14 protein-coding genes and 2 other annotated features are annotated in these 17,710 nt (G+C 38.8%); of the genes, 2 read left to right on the top strand and 12 right to left on the bottom strand.

The annotated features are described in order from the left end of the window. Positions 1-124: 124 nt before the first annotated feature. A complete protein-coding gene (locus tag FA727_RS01565) occupies positions 125-928 on the bottom strand; it encodes a hypothetical protein (RefSeq protein ID WP_136828984.1) in 804 nt (267 codons plus the stop codon). Positions 929-1,015: 87 nt separating this feature from the next. Next, complete coding sequence (locus tag FA727_RS01560) at positions 1,016-1,756, bottom strand: lipase family protein (RefSeq protein WP_136828983.1); 741 nt, start codon at positions 1,754-1,756, stop codon at positions 1,016-1,018. A gap of 220 nt (positions 1,757-1,976) precedes the next feature. Here FA727_RS01560 and FA727_RS01555 point away from each other — a divergent pair, with 220 nt between their 5' ends. Continuing rightward, positions 1,977-2,165: a YjzD family protein gene (locus FA727_RS01555; RefSeq protein WP_136828982.1), complete on the top strand. Its 189-nt coding sequence runs from the start codon at positions 1,977-1,979 to the stop codon at positions 2,163-2,165. A gap of 58 nt (positions 2,166-2,223) precedes the next feature. Here FA727_RS01555 and clpB read toward each other — a convergent pair whose 3' ends face one another. The 10 genes from clpB to argC all read right to left on the bottom strand — a co-directional run bounded on the left by clpB (position 2,224) and on the right by argC (position 16,702). Next, positions 2,224-4,818 carry an ATP-dependent chaperone ClpB gene (clpB, locus tag FA727_RS01550; protein ID WP_136828981.1) on the bottom strand — a complete coding sequence of 865 codons (2,595 nt, stop codon included), beginning with the start codon at positions 4,816-4,818 and terminating at the stop codon, positions 2,224-2,226. A 116-nt stretch (positions 4,819-4,934) separates the two neighbouring features. Further along, positions 4,935-5,117, bottom strand: a complete 183-nt coding sequence (locus tag FA727_RS01545) for a YjzC family protein (RefSeq protein ID WP_136828980.1) — start codon at positions 5,115-5,117, stop codon at positions 4,935-4,937. A gap of 287 nt (positions 5,118-5,404) precedes the next feature. Continuing rightward, positions 5,405-6,613: a threonine--tRNA ligase gene (gene thrS, locus FA727_RS01540; RefSeq protein WP_136828979.1), complete on the bottom strand. Its 1,209-nt coding sequence runs from the start codon at positions 6,611-6,613 to the stop codon at positions 5,405-5,407. Between the two features lie 52 nt (positions 6,614-6,665). Beyond that, positions 6,666-6,895, bottom strand: a binding site (T-box leader). Between the two features lie 37 nt (positions 6,896-6,932). Further along, positions 6,933-7,162 (bottom strand) — a binding site (T-box leader). 120 nt (positions 7,163-7,282) lie between these two features. Continuing rightward, a complete protein-coding gene (gene argF, locus FA727_RS01535; RefSeq protein WP_136828978.1) occupies positions 7,283-8,242 on the bottom strand; it encodes an ornithine carbamoyltransferase in 960 nt (319 codons plus the stop codon). Further along, entirely contained in the window at positions 8,242-11,328 is a 3,087-nt protein-coding gene (gene carB / locus FA727_RS01530; protein WP_136828977.1) for a carbamoyl-phosphate synthase (glutamine-hydrolyzing) large subunit, read from the bottom strand. Before carB ends, argF begins: the two co-directional genes overlap by 1 nt. After that, entirely contained in the window at positions 11,321-12,403 is a 1,083-nt protein-coding gene (locus FA727_RS01525) for a carbamoyl phosphate synthase small subunit (protein WP_136828976.1), read from the bottom strand. The genes carB and FA727_RS01525 overlap by 8 nt, the downstream gene beginning before the upstream one ends. Positions 12,404-12,483: 80 nt before the next feature. After that, positions 12,484-13,641, bottom strand: a complete 1,158-nt coding sequence (gene argD / locus FA727_RS01520) for an acetylornithine transaminase (protein ID WP_136828975.1) — start codon at positions 13,639-13,641, stop codon at positions 12,484-12,486. A 17-nt stretch (positions 13,642-13,658) separates the two neighbouring features. After that, positions 13,659-14,411, bottom strand: a complete 753-nt coding sequence (gene argB, locus FA727_RS01515; RefSeq protein WP_136828974.1) for an acetylglutamate kinase — start codon at positions 14,409-14,411, stop codon at positions 13,659-13,661. 11 nt (positions 14,412-14,422) lie between these two features. After that, positions 14,423-15,655 (bottom strand): bifunctional ornithine acetyltransferase/N-acetylglutamate synthase, encoded by a 1,233-nt coding sequence (gene argJ / locus FA727_RS01510; RefSeq protein WP_136828973.1) that lies wholly within the window; start codon positions 15,653-15,655, stop codon positions 14,423-14,425. A gap of 12 nt (positions 15,656-15,667) precedes the next feature. After that, positions 15,668-16,702: an N-acetyl-gamma-glutamyl-phosphate reductase gene (gene argC / locus FA727_RS01505; protein ID WP_136828972.1), complete on the bottom strand. Its 1,035-nt coding sequence runs from the start codon at positions 16,700-16,702 to the stop codon at positions 15,668-15,670. Positions 16,703-17,013: 311 nt separating this feature from the next. Here argC and FA727_RS01500 point away from each other — a divergent pair, with 311 nt between their 5' ends. Further along, a complete protein-coding gene (locus FA727_RS01500; RefSeq protein ID WP_136828971.1) occupies positions 17,014-17,706 on the top strand; it encodes a Crp/Fnr family transcriptional regulator in 693 nt (230 codons plus the stop codon). The last annotated feature ends 4 nt before the right edge of the window (positions 17,707-17,710 follow it).

Genomic DNA, 17,710 nt, shown 5'->3' with positions numbered 1-17,710 from the left:
CTTTCAAAAAAAATAATATAATGGCTCTTTCTACCTAGTATGATCGGTATATCTCTTTAATTCTACATTTATCGTGAAAAATTGAAAAGTTTTTTTTCTTTATATAGAATTCATGTCAAAAAATTTATTCTTCAAATCGTAAGGACTCCATCATTCGCTTTTGCTTTTCTAGCCCTTGTTCAATCGAGATGGACGGCTCTACGAATTTTTTCATCCCATCAAAGTTAATATTCTGTTCATCAACTGGCTGATGTCCTAGCTTCAATTGAGCTGCAACCTGTTTCCATTGCTCTTTCTCTTTACTTATTAAAAGATATTTATCATTTCCCTCTTCGATAATTCGCAAAATTTCTGTGACCATATCCTCTACATAGATAGCGTCGCCAGTCCATTCCCGAATCGTATAATTCCATTGTTTACCTTCGTCAGACAGTGCTTGGTGAAAAAGAAATTCCTTCGGCTGCCATGGACCATAAATGGTAGGCAAATAGATTTCTTGAACAGGTATCTCGAACGTTCCGAGCCAATTTTGTAACTGCTCTTTTTCTTCTTGAAAAATGGATTGTGAAAACAGCGAAATAGGTAGTAGTAAAACAATTTTGTTCTTGTGTTTGTCTAATTGCTCAAAAACATGGTTCAAGCTTTCATTCTTGAAGACTTGCTCTTCCCTGTCTCTTACAAAAAAATCATAAAAATCTACGATCCATACATTTTTAGAAGAATCGATATTCTCTAAATCTAACTTTAGCAGGTCACATTCCGAAAAATTTGCATTTCTCCCGATATGTAATCGCTTTTCTTCTATTAAATAAGTATCATTATTAGAGACAAAACAAATACCGACAACTTCTTTTCCCTCATCTAAAATCTTTTCACAAAAATGAAACCCTAAAAATTCAAAAGCTCCGATAATATAAGTTGTTCCCATGACAAAAAAGCCCCCCTCGAGCAAACTCTTAATTCATCCTATGCTCAGGGAGGCTTGATTATTTCCATTCATGTCGATTCGTCGTTATTACAGAACTCTTTCGTTCTCTTTCATAAAATTGACCAAATAGTAATCCAAGCGTTCTTTTTTTTCTGGAACAAGATATGTGATTGTGACAGGTGTCTGCTCATTTTTCCACTTTACCGACAGATTTTTCAACAAATTGGACTGTTTATATGCTCGATTACCAGCAAGCACATGAATAATTTTCAACGGAACATCCGAGCTTAAGTGTGGACTGTCATCGTCAGGACTACTGATGATTTCAACAATCTGATTGCTTTCCGTATTATAAGAAGAGGAAAGCTCCTTAAGAAGCTTTTTATAGAAAAATTTATGTTCTTTTTCCTGTTCTAGATGATATTTTAAAGATAGAACCGGATTCAACAATACAACAGAGCGGATATTCCCTTTCATTTCTTCTAGCAGCTTAAGAGCTACTAATGCTCCCATTCCCTCAGCAAATAGATGGATTTTATTATTGATAATTTCTGTTCGGATTACAAATTCGTATAAGCGCTTAGCCAACTGAACCGCTTTGTCACTGCCCCAATTCTTCCCATACAAATTCGAATAAAAAACGGTGTAGCCCTGTTTCTTCAACCTTGAGATAAGTGCTGATTTTCCTTCGTTTTGCGTCCAAAAGCTAGTTTTCTCATCAACAAAATGCCTTTCATCACCAATAATGAGGATACCGAAACCAGTAGGTTTTTCGGGATAATGAATCATATTCCATTCGGTATCCAGTTTAAAGTTTCGGTGCTCCATACGAAAAACTCCTTTAGCAATTTTTACTCTTATTAATGTATGACGGGAACATTAAAGTGTAAGGGAATTCGCCTAGTTCTGGATGATTTCTTTCTCAAATTTTATTTATTTTTCCGGATTGTTGTAAGCGATATAGTAGCTTATATATCAAGTTTCACTTTAACAATCATATTCCCTATGGTAGAATGAAAAGGATGTTAAATAGTAAGAGGTGAATACGGTGAAATACTTTTGGACTTTTTTCTGGACATTCGCTCTAATTCAAATGTTAACCTATGTAGCAGGCGCTATGATGGGAACGGAATTTAATTTTACAACAGGTGCCGTTATGGCAGTAATAGCAACGATTATCATTTTGATCGCCCCTGCTATCCTACCGAACGAGCCAAGCGGACACGAAACTCATTAATAGGTGTAAAAAAGTCATCCTGTTCGAAAATACTAGGATGACTTTTTTTATGTTTGCTTTACTTAATTTTTATTGTATCTTCTTCAAGAATTATCTGTACAGTACTATTTTCTCCGATTTTTCCTGCAATGATTTCCCGTGCTAAAAGGGTCTCAACATTTCGTTGGATAAATCTCTTCAAAGGTCTAGCTCCATAAACAGGATCAAATCCATTTGCTGCAATATATTCTTTTGCTTCTTCTGTTATGCTCAAATCAATTTGTTGATCCGATAATCTTTCTTTTAATTGTGCTATCAACTTCATAACAATTTCTTTGATATTATTTAATGTCAGCGGCTTAAACATAATCACTTCATCGACACGGTTTAAGAATTCTGGTCGGAAATGGCCTCTAAGTTGGGACATGACGTTATCTTTTACTTCTTCTGAAATGCTTTCGCTCTCACCTTGTCCATCCAATAAAAAGTGTGAACCGATATTTGAAGTCATGATAATCACTGTATTTTTGAAGTCAACCGTACGTCCTTGTGAATCAGTCGCACGCCCATCATCAAGCATCTGCAACAATATATTAAATACATCATGGTGCGCTTTTTCGATCTCATCTAACAGGATGACTGAATATGGCTTGCGTCGCACAGCCTCCGTAAGCTGTCCGCCTTCTTCATATCCTACATATCCTGGAGGAGCCCCTACAAGTCTTGATACCGAATGCTTTTCCATGTACTCAGACATATCAATACGAATAATTTGTTCTTCACTATCAAATAACGATTGTGCCAATGCTTTTGCTAATTCTGTTTTTCCGACACCAGTTGGGCCGAGGAAAATAAACGAGCCGATAGGACGATTCGGGTCTTTAATCCCAGCTCTCGCCCTTAAGACAGCATCTGAAACTAATTGCACGGCTTCATCTTGACCGACAACCCGTTCGTGTAGGATGCTCTCTAATCGCAACAGCTTCTCTCTTTCACCTTCTACAAGCTTGGCAAGAGGAATCCCTGTCCATCTTGCAACAATATTGGCGATTTCCTCTTCCGTTACTTCTTCCCGTAAAAGGCGCTCTCCCGTTTGCTTACTAACTTCCTCTTCTAGTTCCTTTAATTCTTTTTCTAGCGTAGGAATACGGCCATGGCGAAGTTCTGCTGCCTTGTTTAGGTCGTAGTTATTTTCCGCCTTATCTAATTCTCTACGTAATTTTTCGAGAAGTTCACGTTTTTCTTGAACCTTATGAATGCCTTCTTTTTCCGCCTGCCATTTGGCCTTCATGGAATTAGCTTTATCCCTTAAATCAGCAAGCTCTTTTTGTAAAGTTTGAAGACGATTCTTACTTTGTTCATCTACTTCCTTTTGCAAAGCAGCTTCTTCAATTTCTAACTGCATCACGCGTCTTGTTACTTCATCTAACTCAGTTGGCATTGAATCAATTTCTGTTCGAATCATCGCGCATGCTTCATCAACGAGATCGATTGCCTTATCTGGTAAAAACCGGTCCGAAATATATCGGTCAGACAAAGTCGCTGCTGTGACGAGTGCACGGTCGTGAATATTCACACCATGGTGTATTTCGAATCGTTCTTTTAATCCTCGTAAAATTGAAATTGTGTCCTCCACATCTGGTTCTTGAACAAGCACCTGCTGAAAACGTCGTTCTAAGGCTGGGTCCTTTTCAATATACTTTCGGTGTTCGTCTAATGTCGTGGCACCAATACAATGGAGCTCACCCCGTGCAAGCATTGGTTTAAGCATATTGCCCGCATCCATTGCGCCTTCTGTTTTCCCTGCCCCAACGATCGTATGGAGCTCATCAATAAAGAGAAGTATTTTTCCTTCACTTTTCTTGATTTCATTTAGAACCGCTTTTAATCTTTCTTCAAATTCTCCACGAAATTTTGCCCCAGCAATTAGAGAACTCATATCTAATGAAAAAATGGTTTTGTCCTTTAATCCCTCTGGAACATCCCTTCTGACTATACGTTGAGCAAGTCCTTCAACTATTGCTGTTTTTCCGACACCTGGCTCTCCGATTAGAACAGGATTGTTTTTCGTTTTTCTTGAAAGGATACGGATCACATTGCGAATTTCACCGTCTCTACCGATTACTGGATCTACTTTGCCCGCTTTAACTTCTGCAACTAAATCACGCCCATATTTTTTTAAAACATCATATGTTGCTTCAGGGTTTTGTGATGTCACCCTTTGATTCCCCCTAATATTTCTTATTTCTTGTAGTAATCCTTCATAAGTGATTTGATATCGTTTTAGTATTTCATTTATGTTTGACTGCTGAAGCTTTGCTGCTGCAAGTAGCGTGTGCTCAACAGATAGAAATTCATCTTGAAAGAGATTCATTTCTTTTTCAGCTTCTGCCATTAATCGTTGTAAGTTGTTTGTGATGTAAATCTTGCCTTGCTCGATGCCACTTCCTGATACTTGTGGTTTTTTCTGAAGCAAACGATTGAGTTCATCGGAAAATGTCTGTGAAGGGAGGTGGACCTTTTCCAGAATTGCCGCAATTAAGCTATCGTCCTGCTCCATCAATGCTAAAAACAAATGAACCTCATCAATTTCTTGATGTTGGTTTGAAGTTGCAAGGGATTGAGCACTCATAATTGCTGCTTGGAGCCGTTCCGTCATTTTATTTAAATCCACATTGATTTCTCCTTTGACCTTTTTTGACCTTTAGTTTTATTATATCCTATTTATTCCATAAGTAAAGCCATCCCTATTTAAAGGATGGCTTTAGTGTGTACAAAAATTCGTTTTTTTTATTTGAACTTTGACTTATAGGTCCATTGGCGATTGTGATTAGAGTTTTCCGGGAAGCGGTCTCCAGCTTTTAATTTGATTTTTTTCGGATGTAATACCCCGTCTCCCTCTTCGCCTATTTCCATATATATACCATTGTTAGGCGCCTTCTGTCCTGCACGGAATCGATGTTGTTGTCCCATAATCAATCTCCTTTCCTTGAGGTTACTGTTAGTATTTCCTTTTGGAAGGCTTTCATGAAGTCATTGTTCATTTTTCTAATGTTTTGTTTGTATTGACGATTCGTTGATTTCCGCTCCAGGCACTCGCTTTCCGCGGGCAGTCGCTAAGCCTCCTCGGCGCCTTCTGCGCCTGTGGGGTCTTAGCTGACCTGCTACTCCCGCAGGAGTCTCGTGCCTTCCGCTCCAATCAACTTAGTACTTGAGATAAAGTTCAATATACATTACCGTTAATTTCCTTATTCATTCATTTACGAAGGTTTAATTTCTTTTTTAAACCTTTTAACAACTTCTTCTATACTCAAAACACCTAGGTTTCCATCTTTACGTTTTCTTATTGCTAAAGATTGGTTTTCAACCTCTTTATCTCCGATTACAAGCATGTAAGGAATCCTTTGCCTTTCGGCTTCTCTAATCTTCAGTCCCATCTTCTCGTTCCGGTAATCCACTTCTACGCGTAATCCTGCTGATTCCAATAGGAATCTCACCTTTTCTGCATATACAGCATGTGTATCTGAAATCGGGATAATTTTAGCTTGAACTGGTGCTAGCCATAGAGGGAATTCTCCAGAAAAATGTTCAATTAAAATGGCCATAAACCGTTCAATCGATCCATATATGGCTCGGTGAATCATTACAGGTCGATGCAAATTATTATCTTCTCCAACATAACTACAGTTGAACTTTTCCGGCATTTGAAAATCCAATTGGACAGTACCACATTGCCAGCTTCTGCCGAGTGAGTCTAAGATATGAAAGTCAATTTTAGGACCATAAAACGCTCCATCTCCTGGATTTAGCTGATAGTTCACCCCTTTATGCTTCAAAACTGATTCCAATGCTGTTTCAGCTTGATCCCAGATTTCCTCGGAGCCCATGAAATCCTCTGGACGAGTAGATAACTCCACCTTATATTCAAATCCAAAGTGTGAGTAGAACTCATCAATTAACTCGAGAACTTTATCAATTTCTGATTCAATCTGGTCAGGCCGTATAAATAAATGTGCATCGTCCTGAGTAAAGGAACGAACCCGCAAAAGTCCATTTAAAGAACCTGAAAGCTCATGTCTGTGAACTAAACCAAGCTCTGCATAACGGATAGGCAACTCACGGTAGCTTCTCCGTTTATTGTTAAATATTAAAATGGCTCCAGGACAGTTCATTGGTTTTATCGCGTAGTTTTGTTCATCAACATTGGAGAAGTACATATTTTCGTGATAATGATCCCAGTGACCTGATTGTTCCCAAAGTTCCTGTTTCATCATAATCGGTGTTTTAATTTCCTGATAGCTCGCCTTTTGGTGTTTTCTTCTCCAGAAATTTTCAAGTTCATTACGAACCACCATTCCATTTGGTAAGAAAAAGGGCATGCCTGGTGCTTCTTCCATAGAAGTGAACAGCTCTAACTCTTGACCTAACTTTCGATGATTTCTTGATTCTGCTTCTAATTGATTAGACATTTTAATTCCTCCTGATTTTAAATAATATAAAAAAGACCACACTCCTCCCAATAGTAGGGACGAGTGTGGTCGTGGTTCCACCCTGATTCCATAAAACATAAGTAATGCTTTATTCTCAATATGATAACGGGATTTCCCGATTATGGATACTTTGATAAATATATTTCCCCATAATAGCTCAAAGGTGGTAAATCATTCACTTTTCTTCAGGGCTTTCAGCCAATGACCCCGTTCTCTACTAAGAAAACGATGAATAATCCATGTCCTTTTCTACACTTAATTGTTAAATTTCATAAAAAAAGACCACACTCTTCCCCATAGTAGGGACGAGTGTGGTCGTGGTTCCACCCTGATTCCATAAAAACATAATCTATGTTTTATGCTCAGAAAGATAACGGGATTTCCCGATTATAGATACTTTGATTAATCCATTTCCCCATAATAGCTCAAAGGTGGTAGACCATTCACTTTTCTTCAGGGTTTTCAGCCTATGACCCTGTTCTCTACCAAGAAACGATGAATAATCCATGTCCTTTTCAACGCTGAACTAGATATGCAATTTAATATTGTTCATATAATAATACTTAAATTGGAAAAAATCAAGGACCATTTTAAGGTCCTTTGTTTTTTGAATATCTTTATACACGCCAGGGAAAGGCAGGCTCGTTTTTATTTCAGTATCTCGACTAACAATGCTTTTTGGGCGTGGAGGCGATTGCCTGCTTGTTGGAAGACGTAGGAGTGTTTACCGTCGATGATGGCTGCAGTCACTTCTTCCTCACGATGCGCTGGCAAGCAATGAAGGAACATAAAATCGTCCTTCGCACCTTTTACAAGTTCTTCATTTACTTGATATCCTTCGAAATCCTTTAAGCGTTGTTCATTTTCTGCTTCTTGGCCCATACTTGTCCAGACATCTGTATAAATCACATCAGCATCGACAACTGCTTCACTCGGGCTGTTCGTCACAATGATCTCTGCTCCTGTTTGTTTAGCAAATTCCTGAGCTTTACTTAACACAACAGCATTTGGCTCATAGCCTTTTGGAGAAGCCACTGCTAATTTCATGCCAGTTTTTGCCGCTGCAATCATTAAGGAATGCGCCACATTGTTGCCATCTCCAATGTAGGCCATCTTAATCCCATTAAGACTTCCCTTCACTTCGATAACCGTCAAAAGGTCAGCCAACGCTTGGCAAGGATGATAGAGATCCGTTAATCCATTAATAATCGGAATTGTCGCGTGCTCTGCTAATTCTTCCACTTTTTTGTGAGAGAACGTACGGATCATAACAGCATCAATATAATGAGATAATACCTTTGCCGTATCAGAGACTGGCTCTCCTCTTCCTAGCTGTAGTTCCTGACCATTTAGATGGATGACTTGACCGCCCAATTGAAGCATCCCAGCTTCAAAAGATACTCTCGTACGAGTTGATGGCTTATCAAAAATCAGCCCTAGAATCTTCCCTTTTAAAAATGGAGTTTCTTCCCCAGATAAATGAGCATTTTTTAGTTGAATCGCTAAGTCAAGTAAGCCTTCTATTGTTTCAGAAGAATAATCTGCTAACGTGAGCAGGTCCTTCCCCTTTATATTTAATTCGTGTGGTATATCTTTAACTGCTATCATCAAATCGTCACGTCCTCTCTCAATAATAAGTGCCAATCTTCAATTGCATTTACTTCAAAGTCTTTTACAGTCAACGCCTGACAAAATGCCAGTAAGCTCTCTTTTTCTGTAAAAGTCATAATTCTCTTTTTCGTTGCAATTTCCCTTAATTTTTTGTCTCCAGGGAGCAGTGAGGTATTGAAATAAGCAATCGTCTCGTCAGTAAGCAAACTTTCATCCTCACTCACAACAATTGGATAATGCCCATCTAGAATTTTCAATTCCATGTCTTCATTCAAAACAATTTTCCCACTTGGTTTAATTGCAGCGTGGAATACTTTTCTTAAAGCTTCTTCCACTGTTGCACCGAGACAGATGCCTTCACCTGTTGATCTCATTTCAGCACTAACCTTGGAATCTAGTCCTTTTAACGCAAAATTTGAAAAAACAGGATACTTCACACAAACAAATGGAAGCTTCATTAAATTCTTCTCTTCATCGTATTTCGACAAATTATATTTCCCAAGCAATATTTTTGTCGCAATTTGCACAAGAGGAACTCCAGTCACTTTGCTTACAATCGGAGCCGTTCTACTAGCCCGCGGGTTTACCTCCAACACATATACGTTATCGTTATTCACGATAAATTGGATATTCATAAGTCCTTTATACTGCAGATGTTGGGAAATTTTCTTGCCGTAATCGAGCATTTTTTGCTGCACAGATTCGGATAAGTTCTGTGCTGGAAGAATTGACATACTATCGCCTGAGTGCACACCTGTCTTTTCAATATGCTCCATGATTGCTGGAGCTACAATATATTGACCATCTGTTACCAAGTCGATTTCTGCTTCAACAGCATGAAGAAATTCATCGACCAAAAATGGGTAACGCGCATGGCCGCTTTCAATATATTTATCGAGTTCTTCCTTATTGTAAATTGTCTCCATTCCTTTTCCACCGATAACGAATGACGGTCTTAATAGTACAGGAAAGCCAATTTTTTCAACTACGGAAAGCAATTCTTCTGGATTGTTAACGATATCTCCTTGTAAATGAGGGATATCAAGTTGTTCTAATAGCTGATAAAAAAGTTTTCTATCCTCTAACACATCTATCGTCGCCGACTTTGTTCCTAAAATATTAACATCATACTGTTCTAGTTCGTTAGCAAGATTGATCGCTGTTTGCCCACCAAGCTGGATGATGCAATCTGTAATTTTCTCCGCTTCAATCACGTTAAGGATATCCTCTATCACAAGTGGTTCAAAATACAATTTATCTGCTGTTGCAAAATCCGTACTCACCGTTTCTGGATTGTTATTGATCATAATCGTTTCAATTCCCTGTTCCTTTAACGCGAATACTCCATGAACGGAACAGTAATCAAATTCAATTCCTTGACCGATTCGAATCGGTCCACTGCCAATAATGAGTACCTTCTTTTTTGATGATGGGAATTGCTCATTTTCTCCAAAGTACGTTGAATAATAATAATTCGATCTAGCCGCAAACTCCGCTGCACATGTATCAACCATTTTATAAGACGGGATAATACCTAAGCCTTTTCGTTTGCCACGTACTGTTTTCTCGGTAGTATTCCATGCATTTGCTAAGTATTTATCACTGAACCCTTTTTCCTTATACAACTGGAGTTTATCTTTTGTAACGAGTTCTAAGTTGACTGAAGAAATTTCTTTTTCTAAATCAACTAATCGTTTCAAATAAGATAAGAAAAACAGATCAATCTCCGTTTGTTCATGAAGCTCACTGATTTCTTTACCTCGGCGTATTAGCTCTAGTAAAACAAATAAGCGTTCATCATTTTGTTCCAACAGTTTTTCCTCTAGCTGTTGTTCCGAAAGGGCTCCAAATCCAGAAAGCTGTAAATCAAGTACATCGATCTCAAGAGAATGAATTGCTTTTAGTAAAGCACGCTCAAAATTCCGATCGATTCCCATTACTTCGCCTGTTGCCTTCATTTGCGTACCAAGTTTCCGTTCTATCGTAGAAAATTTATCAAACGGCCATTTTGGGATTTTCACAATTACATAGTCGAGAGCTGGCTCGAAACTCGCAAATGTATCACCTGTTACCGGATTGATAATTTCGTCTAGCGAATAACCTACAGCAAGCTTTGCTGCCATTCTTGCAATTGGGTATCCGGTTGCTTTAGACGCAAGTGCTGAAGAACGACTTACCCTTGGATTTACCTCAATGAGGTAATAATTTTTGCTCTTTGGATCGAGGGCAAATTGAATATTACAGCCACCAATAATGCCAAGCGCAGAGATAATCTTGATGCTTGCTGCACGAAGCATTTGATATTCTTCATCTGTCAATGTTTGAGACGGGGCAACGACAATCGAATCCCCTGTATGAACGCCAACCGGGTCGAAATTTTCCATATTGCAAATCGTAATACAAGTGTTTGCAGCATCTCGCATAACTTCATATTCAATTTCCTTAAACCCAGCGATACTTCGTTCAATTAAACATTGATGAATAGGACTTTCTTGAAGTCCACCTGAGACAAGTTGTTTCAGTTCGTACTCATTAATAGCAATCCCACCACCGGTACCTCCGAGGGTGTAAGCAGGTCTAACGATAATCGGAAAATCAATTACTCGGGCGAAAGCTAATGCTTCATCAACAGAATGAACGATTTCACTTTCAGGAACAGGCTCATTTAAATCTTTCATGAGCTGACGAAACTCCTCCCGATCCTCACCTTTTTTTATTGACTCAATCGAGCTTCCGAGCATTTTCACACCGTACTTTTCAAGAACCCCTTGTTCACTTAATTGAAAGGCAAGGTTCAATCCTGTTTGCCCTCCAAGAGTGGCAAGAATTCCATCTGGACGTTCTTTTTGAATGATTTTTTCTAAAACATCAACCTTTAATGGTTCAAAGTAAATTCGATCAGCAAAATTAGAATCCGTCATAATCGTTGCAGGATTGTTATTCACAAGAATTACTTTATAGCCTTCTTCTTTAAGAGCGATGCAGCCCTGAGTGCCTGCGTAATCAAACTCAGCCGCTTGACCAATGACTATTGGTCCGGAGCCGATGACTAGTATGGTTTGTATGGTAGAATCTTTAGGCATAAAGCGCGGCACTCCTCTTCGGTTCATTTATCATTTGAAAAAATTCATCAAAAATATAAGCTCCTTCGCAAGGACCTGGATTAGCTTCTGGATGGAACTGAACCGTTTGGATTGGCAAATGCTTGTGACTCAGACCTTCCACCGACTTATCATGAAGATTGAAAAACCTCCCCATAAGTCCTGTTCCTTTTATACTCTCTTCATCAACCACATAGCTATGGTTTTGCGAAGTCATAAATACAACATTATTCTTTTCATCTTTGACGGGATGGTTTGCTCCTCTATGACCAAACAAAAGCTTTTTCGTATCTCCACCCATCGCAAGTGCTACAAGCTGATGGCCTAAGCAAATGCCAAGTGTTGGGTAGTTCTCTAAGAGTTTTTTGATAGTTGGAAGAATATTGCTTAATTGTTTCGGGTCCCCTGGTCCATTTGAAAGGAGAATACCATCCGGATTTAGGTTCTCTATTGTTTGAAAAGAAGTATCATAAGGAACAACAGTTACTTTGCAGCCCTTTTCAAGGAGAGAAGAAAGAATTGACTTCTTTGTCCCAAAGTCCATAAGCACAACATGCTTATTTCCACTTCCGTATGTTTTGATATTTTTATCTGAAACGTTTGGAACCTTTTCTTCAAGCAAATGGTCATTATTCATTTCATTTACTTCTTTTTCCAACGTCATACTTGCAGGCATGGAGCCTTGATGACGTATCTTCTTAACGACTGCTCTTGTATCAATATGAGAAAGCAAAGGAATATTCCATTTTTCTAGATAATGTTGTAGTGAGTAGGTTGCTTGATAATGAGATGATTCATTATTCGCCTCATAAACTACAACCCCAGCAACATGTGGCTGTTTACTTTCGAAGTCGTCCTCATTAATTCCGTAGTTTCCGATTAACGGATACGTAAAAACAATGATTTGGTCCTTGTAGCTTGGGTCCGTTAATACTTCCTGATAGCCAGTCATTCCTGTATAAAAGACGATTTCTCCATCTATATTTTGAGTTGGGTTACTAGTTGCCCAATCCCCTTCGTATATATCCCCACTTTGTAAATGTAAATATCCCTTCACATCATACACCTCAAAATCTTTTGTATATTTATTTTAGTTAATTAATATTTATGCATATCCTTGAAAAAAAATTAGCCTAACTAAACGACGGCCTTATTTGTATTTCCGATGGTATTTTTCATGATTTCTATGCTCTCGTCTATTTCACTTATTGATGTTGTTAATGGTGGTAGCAGCCTCAATACGTTCTCCCCTGCTGATAAAGCAAGGAATCCTTCTTGTCTAAGTTCTGCTAATAGATTTTGCACTGGGTAATCAAATTCAATCCCAATCATGAGCCCTAGTCCTCTAATGCCCTTTACAGAATCTTGGTTTTGCAACTTCTTTGTTAATTGTGATACTAAGTATTCACCCTTTATTAGTACCTCTTGCAAAAATACTTCATTAAAAATGATTTCCATCGTCGCAATCGCAGCTTGGATACTAACTGGATTACCTCCAAAGGTGGAGCCATGACTACCTGGTCCAAAATGAACTTTAAGGCTCTCCTTCCCAATTACAGCTCCAATCGGAAGTCCACTTCCAAGTCCTTTTGCTACTGTAACAATATCAGGTGATAGCTCAAAATGTTGAAAAGCAAATGGTTTAGCTGTTCGGCCAATCCCTGTTTGAATTTCATCAATAATGAGTAATGCACCATACTCTTTACAAAGCTCTTCAACCTCTTTTAAAAAGGCTGTTTCACCAACATGAATTCCACCTTCACCTTGAATAACCTCTAGCATAATCGCTGCTACATCTGTATCCATTTCTTTTTTCAATGCCTCTATATCATTGAATGGAACATAAACAAACTTCTCGAGCATTGGACCATATCCAATCTTGATTTTATCCTGGCCAGTTGCCGACATCGTGGCAAAGGTTCTCCCATGGAAGGACTTTTCAAAGGTAATAATCTTTGTTTTCCCTGTCGCCTTACGAGCTAGTTTAATCGCTCCTTCATTCGCCTCTGCCCCACTATTCGCGAAAAACACAGCCTCTAGCCCTGCAGCTGTTGCCAGTAATTGTGCTGCTTTTTCTTGCTGGCCAATTGTAAAAAGGTTCGATACATGCCAAAAATGGTCAAGTTGTTTAGAAACTGCCTCTTTTACCATCTTCGGCTGATGGCCAAGGTTACATACCCCAATACCTGATGTATAGTCTAAATAGGTTTTACCATTAATATCTGTTAAATAGGTCCCCTCAGCAGACACTGGCTCAACTTCCCAGCGTGCATAAGTCGGAAAAAGATAACTCATCGATTAGCCCTCCCTTTTCAAAGAATTTTCGTCCCATACCATTCATTATTGAGATAAAAGCTTTTCTTTCCTGCTACAATTCGGACACTCTTGGTTCCCTTTTTTATCGCAGAGATTGCTGAGGTAACCTTCGGAATCATCCCACCATAAATGTCACCTTTTTTGATGTAGCTTTCAATCTCGACTATATGGATGGAATCTTGCACCATGCCATTGATCAGAATACCTTCTACATCTGTAACAAATAAGCATTGCTCCACCCTTAGCGCTTTGGCAACTGCTGCGGCTGCGTAATCAGCATTCACATTCAGTTTTGTTCCATCTGCACATGCTGCGATTGGTGTAAGGACTGGGATGATATCTTGTTGTAATAGAAGCTTTAGTAGCTCAACGTTGACTTCGATAATATCCCCAACGAAACCAAGTTGGTCCTTATCAACATATTCAGCTGTTAGGATGCCAGCATCACTCCCATTTAGGCCAATAGCCTGCAAACCATTCTCGGACAGCTTTTGAACAAGCTTACGATTGGTTTGACCAGACAACACCATCTCCACAACCTTTAACGTTTCTTCATTCGTTTTTCGTAGACCGTTCACATATTCAGCTTTGACATTTAATTGCTCAAGCATTTGATTAATGTCTGGTCCCCCACCATGGACAATGATGACTTGATGGTTCTGTTTTTTCAATTCATGGAGGCTCGTAAAAAATTCTGCAGACAATTCATCCAAAATACTTCCACCACATTTAATTAGGATCGCTTTCATTTGTATCTCTCCTATGTTCTGTAGCTAGCATTTATTTTCACATAGTCGTATGAAAGGTCGCAGCCCCATGCCGTCCCTGTTCCATTTCCCATATGTAGGTCAACAAAGATTTGGATAAAATCCTGCTGCAAATAGACGCTTGCTTCCTCTTCTGAAAAATCGATAAGGTTACTCTTCTCAAGCATTGTCACTGGACCTATGGAAATCGTTACTGTTTCAGTTTTCGCTTTCGTTTCTGCTTGACCGATTGCTCCAATAATTCTGCCCCAGTTTGCATCTGCCCCGTAAATCGCTGTCTTCACCAAATTAGATCCGACAATTTGCTTGGCAACCTTGCGAGCATCTTCCTCGTCATAAGCACCAATAACCTGTACTTCTACTAATTTCGTAGCACCTTCTCCATCCTTTGCGATTTGCTTAGCAAGACTTTCACATGTTTTTGAAAGTAATCCGACAAATACATCCCAATCAGGATGGCTTGGGGATAGTGCTTGATTTTCAGCTAATCCGTTTGCCATCACCAAAACCATATCGTTTGTCGACGTGTCTCCATCGACAGTAATTTGATTAAATGTATAATTTGTTATTTCTTTTAATGCTACTTGTAAGTACTCGGGAGAAATATTCGCATCCGTCGTCACAAAACCAAGCATCGTTGCCATATTGGGATGAATCATTCCAGAGCCTTTCGATGCTCCCCCCATATGAACCGTTTTGCCATCTATCATACCTTTAAATCCACAACTCTTCATGCAAGTATCCGTTGTTAAGATTGCCGATTGGAACCCTTCCGCAAACTCTTCTTCAGCACCGAGTTCCAATTGAGAAATTCCATTCTTAATTTTATCCATTTTAAGATATTCCCCAATTACGCCTGTTGAAGCGACGGCCACTAAGGTTTCATTGATACCAACCTTTTCAGCTGCTAAATCCCTCATTTCATAGGCATCTAGAAGACCCTTCTCTCCTGTACAAGCATTGGCACATGCACTATTGACGACAACAGCTTGTAACAGACCTCCGTGGCTCAAGCTCTCCTGGGTTACTTTGATTGGAGCTGCTTGAAAATCATTTAATGTATAGACAGCAGCACTATTCGCTGGAACCTCGCTAAAAATCATCCCTACATCCTTACGTGAATGTCTAAGTCCAGCATGTGTGCCTCCTGTTAAAAATCCTTTCGGTGAAAGAATATTACCATTCTCAATTTCTTGTATGCTTGAAACCTTTGTAAGTGTTTCCACCTAGTCTCCTCCTTATGGGTATAGAGGCATCATTTCAAGGCCTAACGTTTCTTCAAATCCAAACATGATATTTGCATTTTGAACCGCTTGCCCTGCTGCCCCTTTCATTAAATTATCAATGACGGATACGATCGTTAATCGTCCGGTACGTTCATCTACATGTAAGCCGATGTCGCAATAGTTAGAGCCTGCCACTTCCTTAACAGAAGGATAATTACCTTCTGGCCGCACCCGCACAAATGAAGCGTTTTGATAGGATTCGTTGTATAAATATAGAATCTGTTCAGTGCTATATTGACCGCGTAGCTTCACGTAAATCGTGGTCATAATCCCTCTTGTCATTGGCAATAAATGAGTACTGAAGGTGATTGGCCGGATACCCTCATGCCAAGTTAGCAATTGCTGCTCTATTTCAGGTGTGTGCTGATGCTCATTCACTTTATAGATTTTGAAGTTTTCATTGACTTCTGCGAATAAAGAGCCTTTTGATAAAGCCTTCCCAGCTCCAGATGTTCCTGATTTCCCATCAATGATGATACTCTCTGTATCTATTAACCTTGCCTTCGTTACTGGAGCTAATCCCATTAGGGCTGAAGTGGCGTAACAACCAGGATTAGCAATGAGCTTGGAACGCTTGATTTGTTCCCTGTTCCACTCACTTAATCCATAGACAGCTTCCTCAATGAGCTGAGAATTGGCCGATTCCTTCTTATACCACCGCTCATATTCACCAGGTTTTTTTAGCCGAAGGTCTCCTGATAAATCAATCACTTTAATATCTTTATTCGAGAATTCATCCACTAGCTTACTAGAAACCCCTGAAGGAGTCGCTAAAAAGACAACATCACTATCTGTCGAAATTCTGTCAAAATTTATTTTCTCAATTTGATTCTCTAAAATGTTATATAAATGTGGATATTCATTCCAAATAGGTACTTCCTCTTTGGTGGAATGAATTGAATGAATGTTGAATACGGGATGCCGATGGAGAATACGCAATAACTCCACACCACCATAGCCCGTAGTCCCTATAACCGAAACCTTCATTTCATTCCCCTCTCTTTTCCGAAGTGCATAAATAATCATTTTAATTCATTTTTATAAGTTTTCGTTGCTCTTATTATAAGAATTCAAATTCTTAAAATCAACCAATTTTTGAAATTTATTAAAAAATAGGACTCTCTTAATTCCTATCTGTTATTTTCTGGATGTTATTAATTGATTGACTATGTTATTTTTTATTTCTAAACTGATAATAGGTAGAATTTCATAGACACTATTTGTTCAAATTTAGGGTATCTATGTGTATATAAATTCACACAGGTAGATTTTTCGCCTCATATAAAGGTGGTCAAAGCATGCAAGCATATACGGAAATATCAACCGAGCTGCAATCATTTGTTGAGACGTTCCATCATAATCGTAAAATCGAAAAAGGGATTTTTTTATTTCAAGAAGGCACCAAAGCGAATGAATTGTTCTTGATTTTAAGTGGGAAGATTCAATTGAGTAAAATGATTCCTGACGGTCGTGAACTCACGTTGAGAATGGCTTCAGAGGGTGATTTAATTGGTGAGCTTTCCCTTTTCTGTTCTGCACAAAACCATATGCAAAACGCAAAGGTAATCGAAAGTGGAGAAGTTGCTGTCATCTTTAAAAACGAGCTAGAAAAAAAGCTCAGTGAGAACCATGAGATTGCATTAGAATTTATGAAGTGGCTATCTCAGGAACATCGAAAAACTCAGACAAAGTTTCGTGATCTGATTTTACACGGAAAAAAAGGTGCACTTTACTCCACACTAATCCGTTTATCCAATAGTTACGGGCTCAATACGAAAGATGGCATCATCATAAATACACCATTAACGAATCAGGAATTGGCCAATTTTTGCGGGACATCACGTGAGGTTGTCAATCGCCTGTTAAGCGAACTTAGAAAAAACGATATTATCTCGATTGATAAAGGCATTATCACCATTCATGATCTCGAATACATCAAAATCGAAATTGATTGTGAAAACTGCCCGATTGAAATATGTTCAATAGATTAGAAAG

Source organism: Robertmurraya kyonggiensis, assembly GCF_005116465.1.
GTDB lineage: Bacteria > Bacillota > Bacilli > Bacillales > Cytobacillaceae > Robertmurraya > Robertmurraya kyonggiensis.
The sequence above is the reverse complement of the archived record's forward strand: the minus strand, read 5'-3'. Positions and strand labels throughout refer to the sequence as shown.

Excerpts from the sequence above, each read along its gene's own strand:
- FA727_RS01545 (WP_136828980.1), bottom strand. The coding sequence starts at position 5,117 with ATGGGACAACAACATCGATTCCGTGCAGGACAGAAGGCGCCTAACAAT.
- FA727_RS01560 (WP_136828983.1), bottom strand. The coding sequence starts at position 1,756 with ATGGAGCACCGAAACTTTAAACTGGATACCGAATGGAATATGATTCAT.
- argD (WP_136828975.1), bottom strand. The coding sequence starts at position 13,641 with ATGAGTTATCTTTTTCCGACTTATGCACGCTGGGAAGTTGAGCCAGTG.
- thrS (WP_136828979.1), bottom strand. The coding sequence starts at position 6,613 with ATGTCTAATCAATTAGAAGCAGAATCAAGAAATCATCGAAAGTTAGGT.
- argC (WP_136828972.1), bottom strand. The coding sequence starts at position 16,702 with ATGAAGGTTTCGGTTATAGGGACTACGGGCTATGGTGGTGTGGAGTTA.
- FA727_RS01500 (WP_136828971.1), top strand. The coding sequence starts at position 17,014 with ATGCAAGCATATACGGAAATATCAACCGAGCTGCAATCATTTGTTGAG.
- carB (WP_136828977.1), bottom strand. The coding sequence starts at position 11,328 with ATGCCTAAAGATTCTACCATACAAACCATACTAGTCATCGGCTCCGGA.
- FA727_RS01565 (WP_136828984.1), bottom strand. The coding sequence starts at position 928 with ATGGGAACAACTTATATTATCGGAGCTTTTGAATTTTTAGGGTTTCAT.
- argF (WP_136828978.1), bottom strand. The coding sequence starts at position 8,242 with ATGATAGCAGTTAAAGATATACCACACGAATTAAATATAAAGGGGAAG.
- argB (WP_136828974.1), bottom strand. The coding sequence starts at position 14,411 with ATGAAAGCGATCCTAATTAAATGTGGTGGAAGTATTTTGGATGAATTG.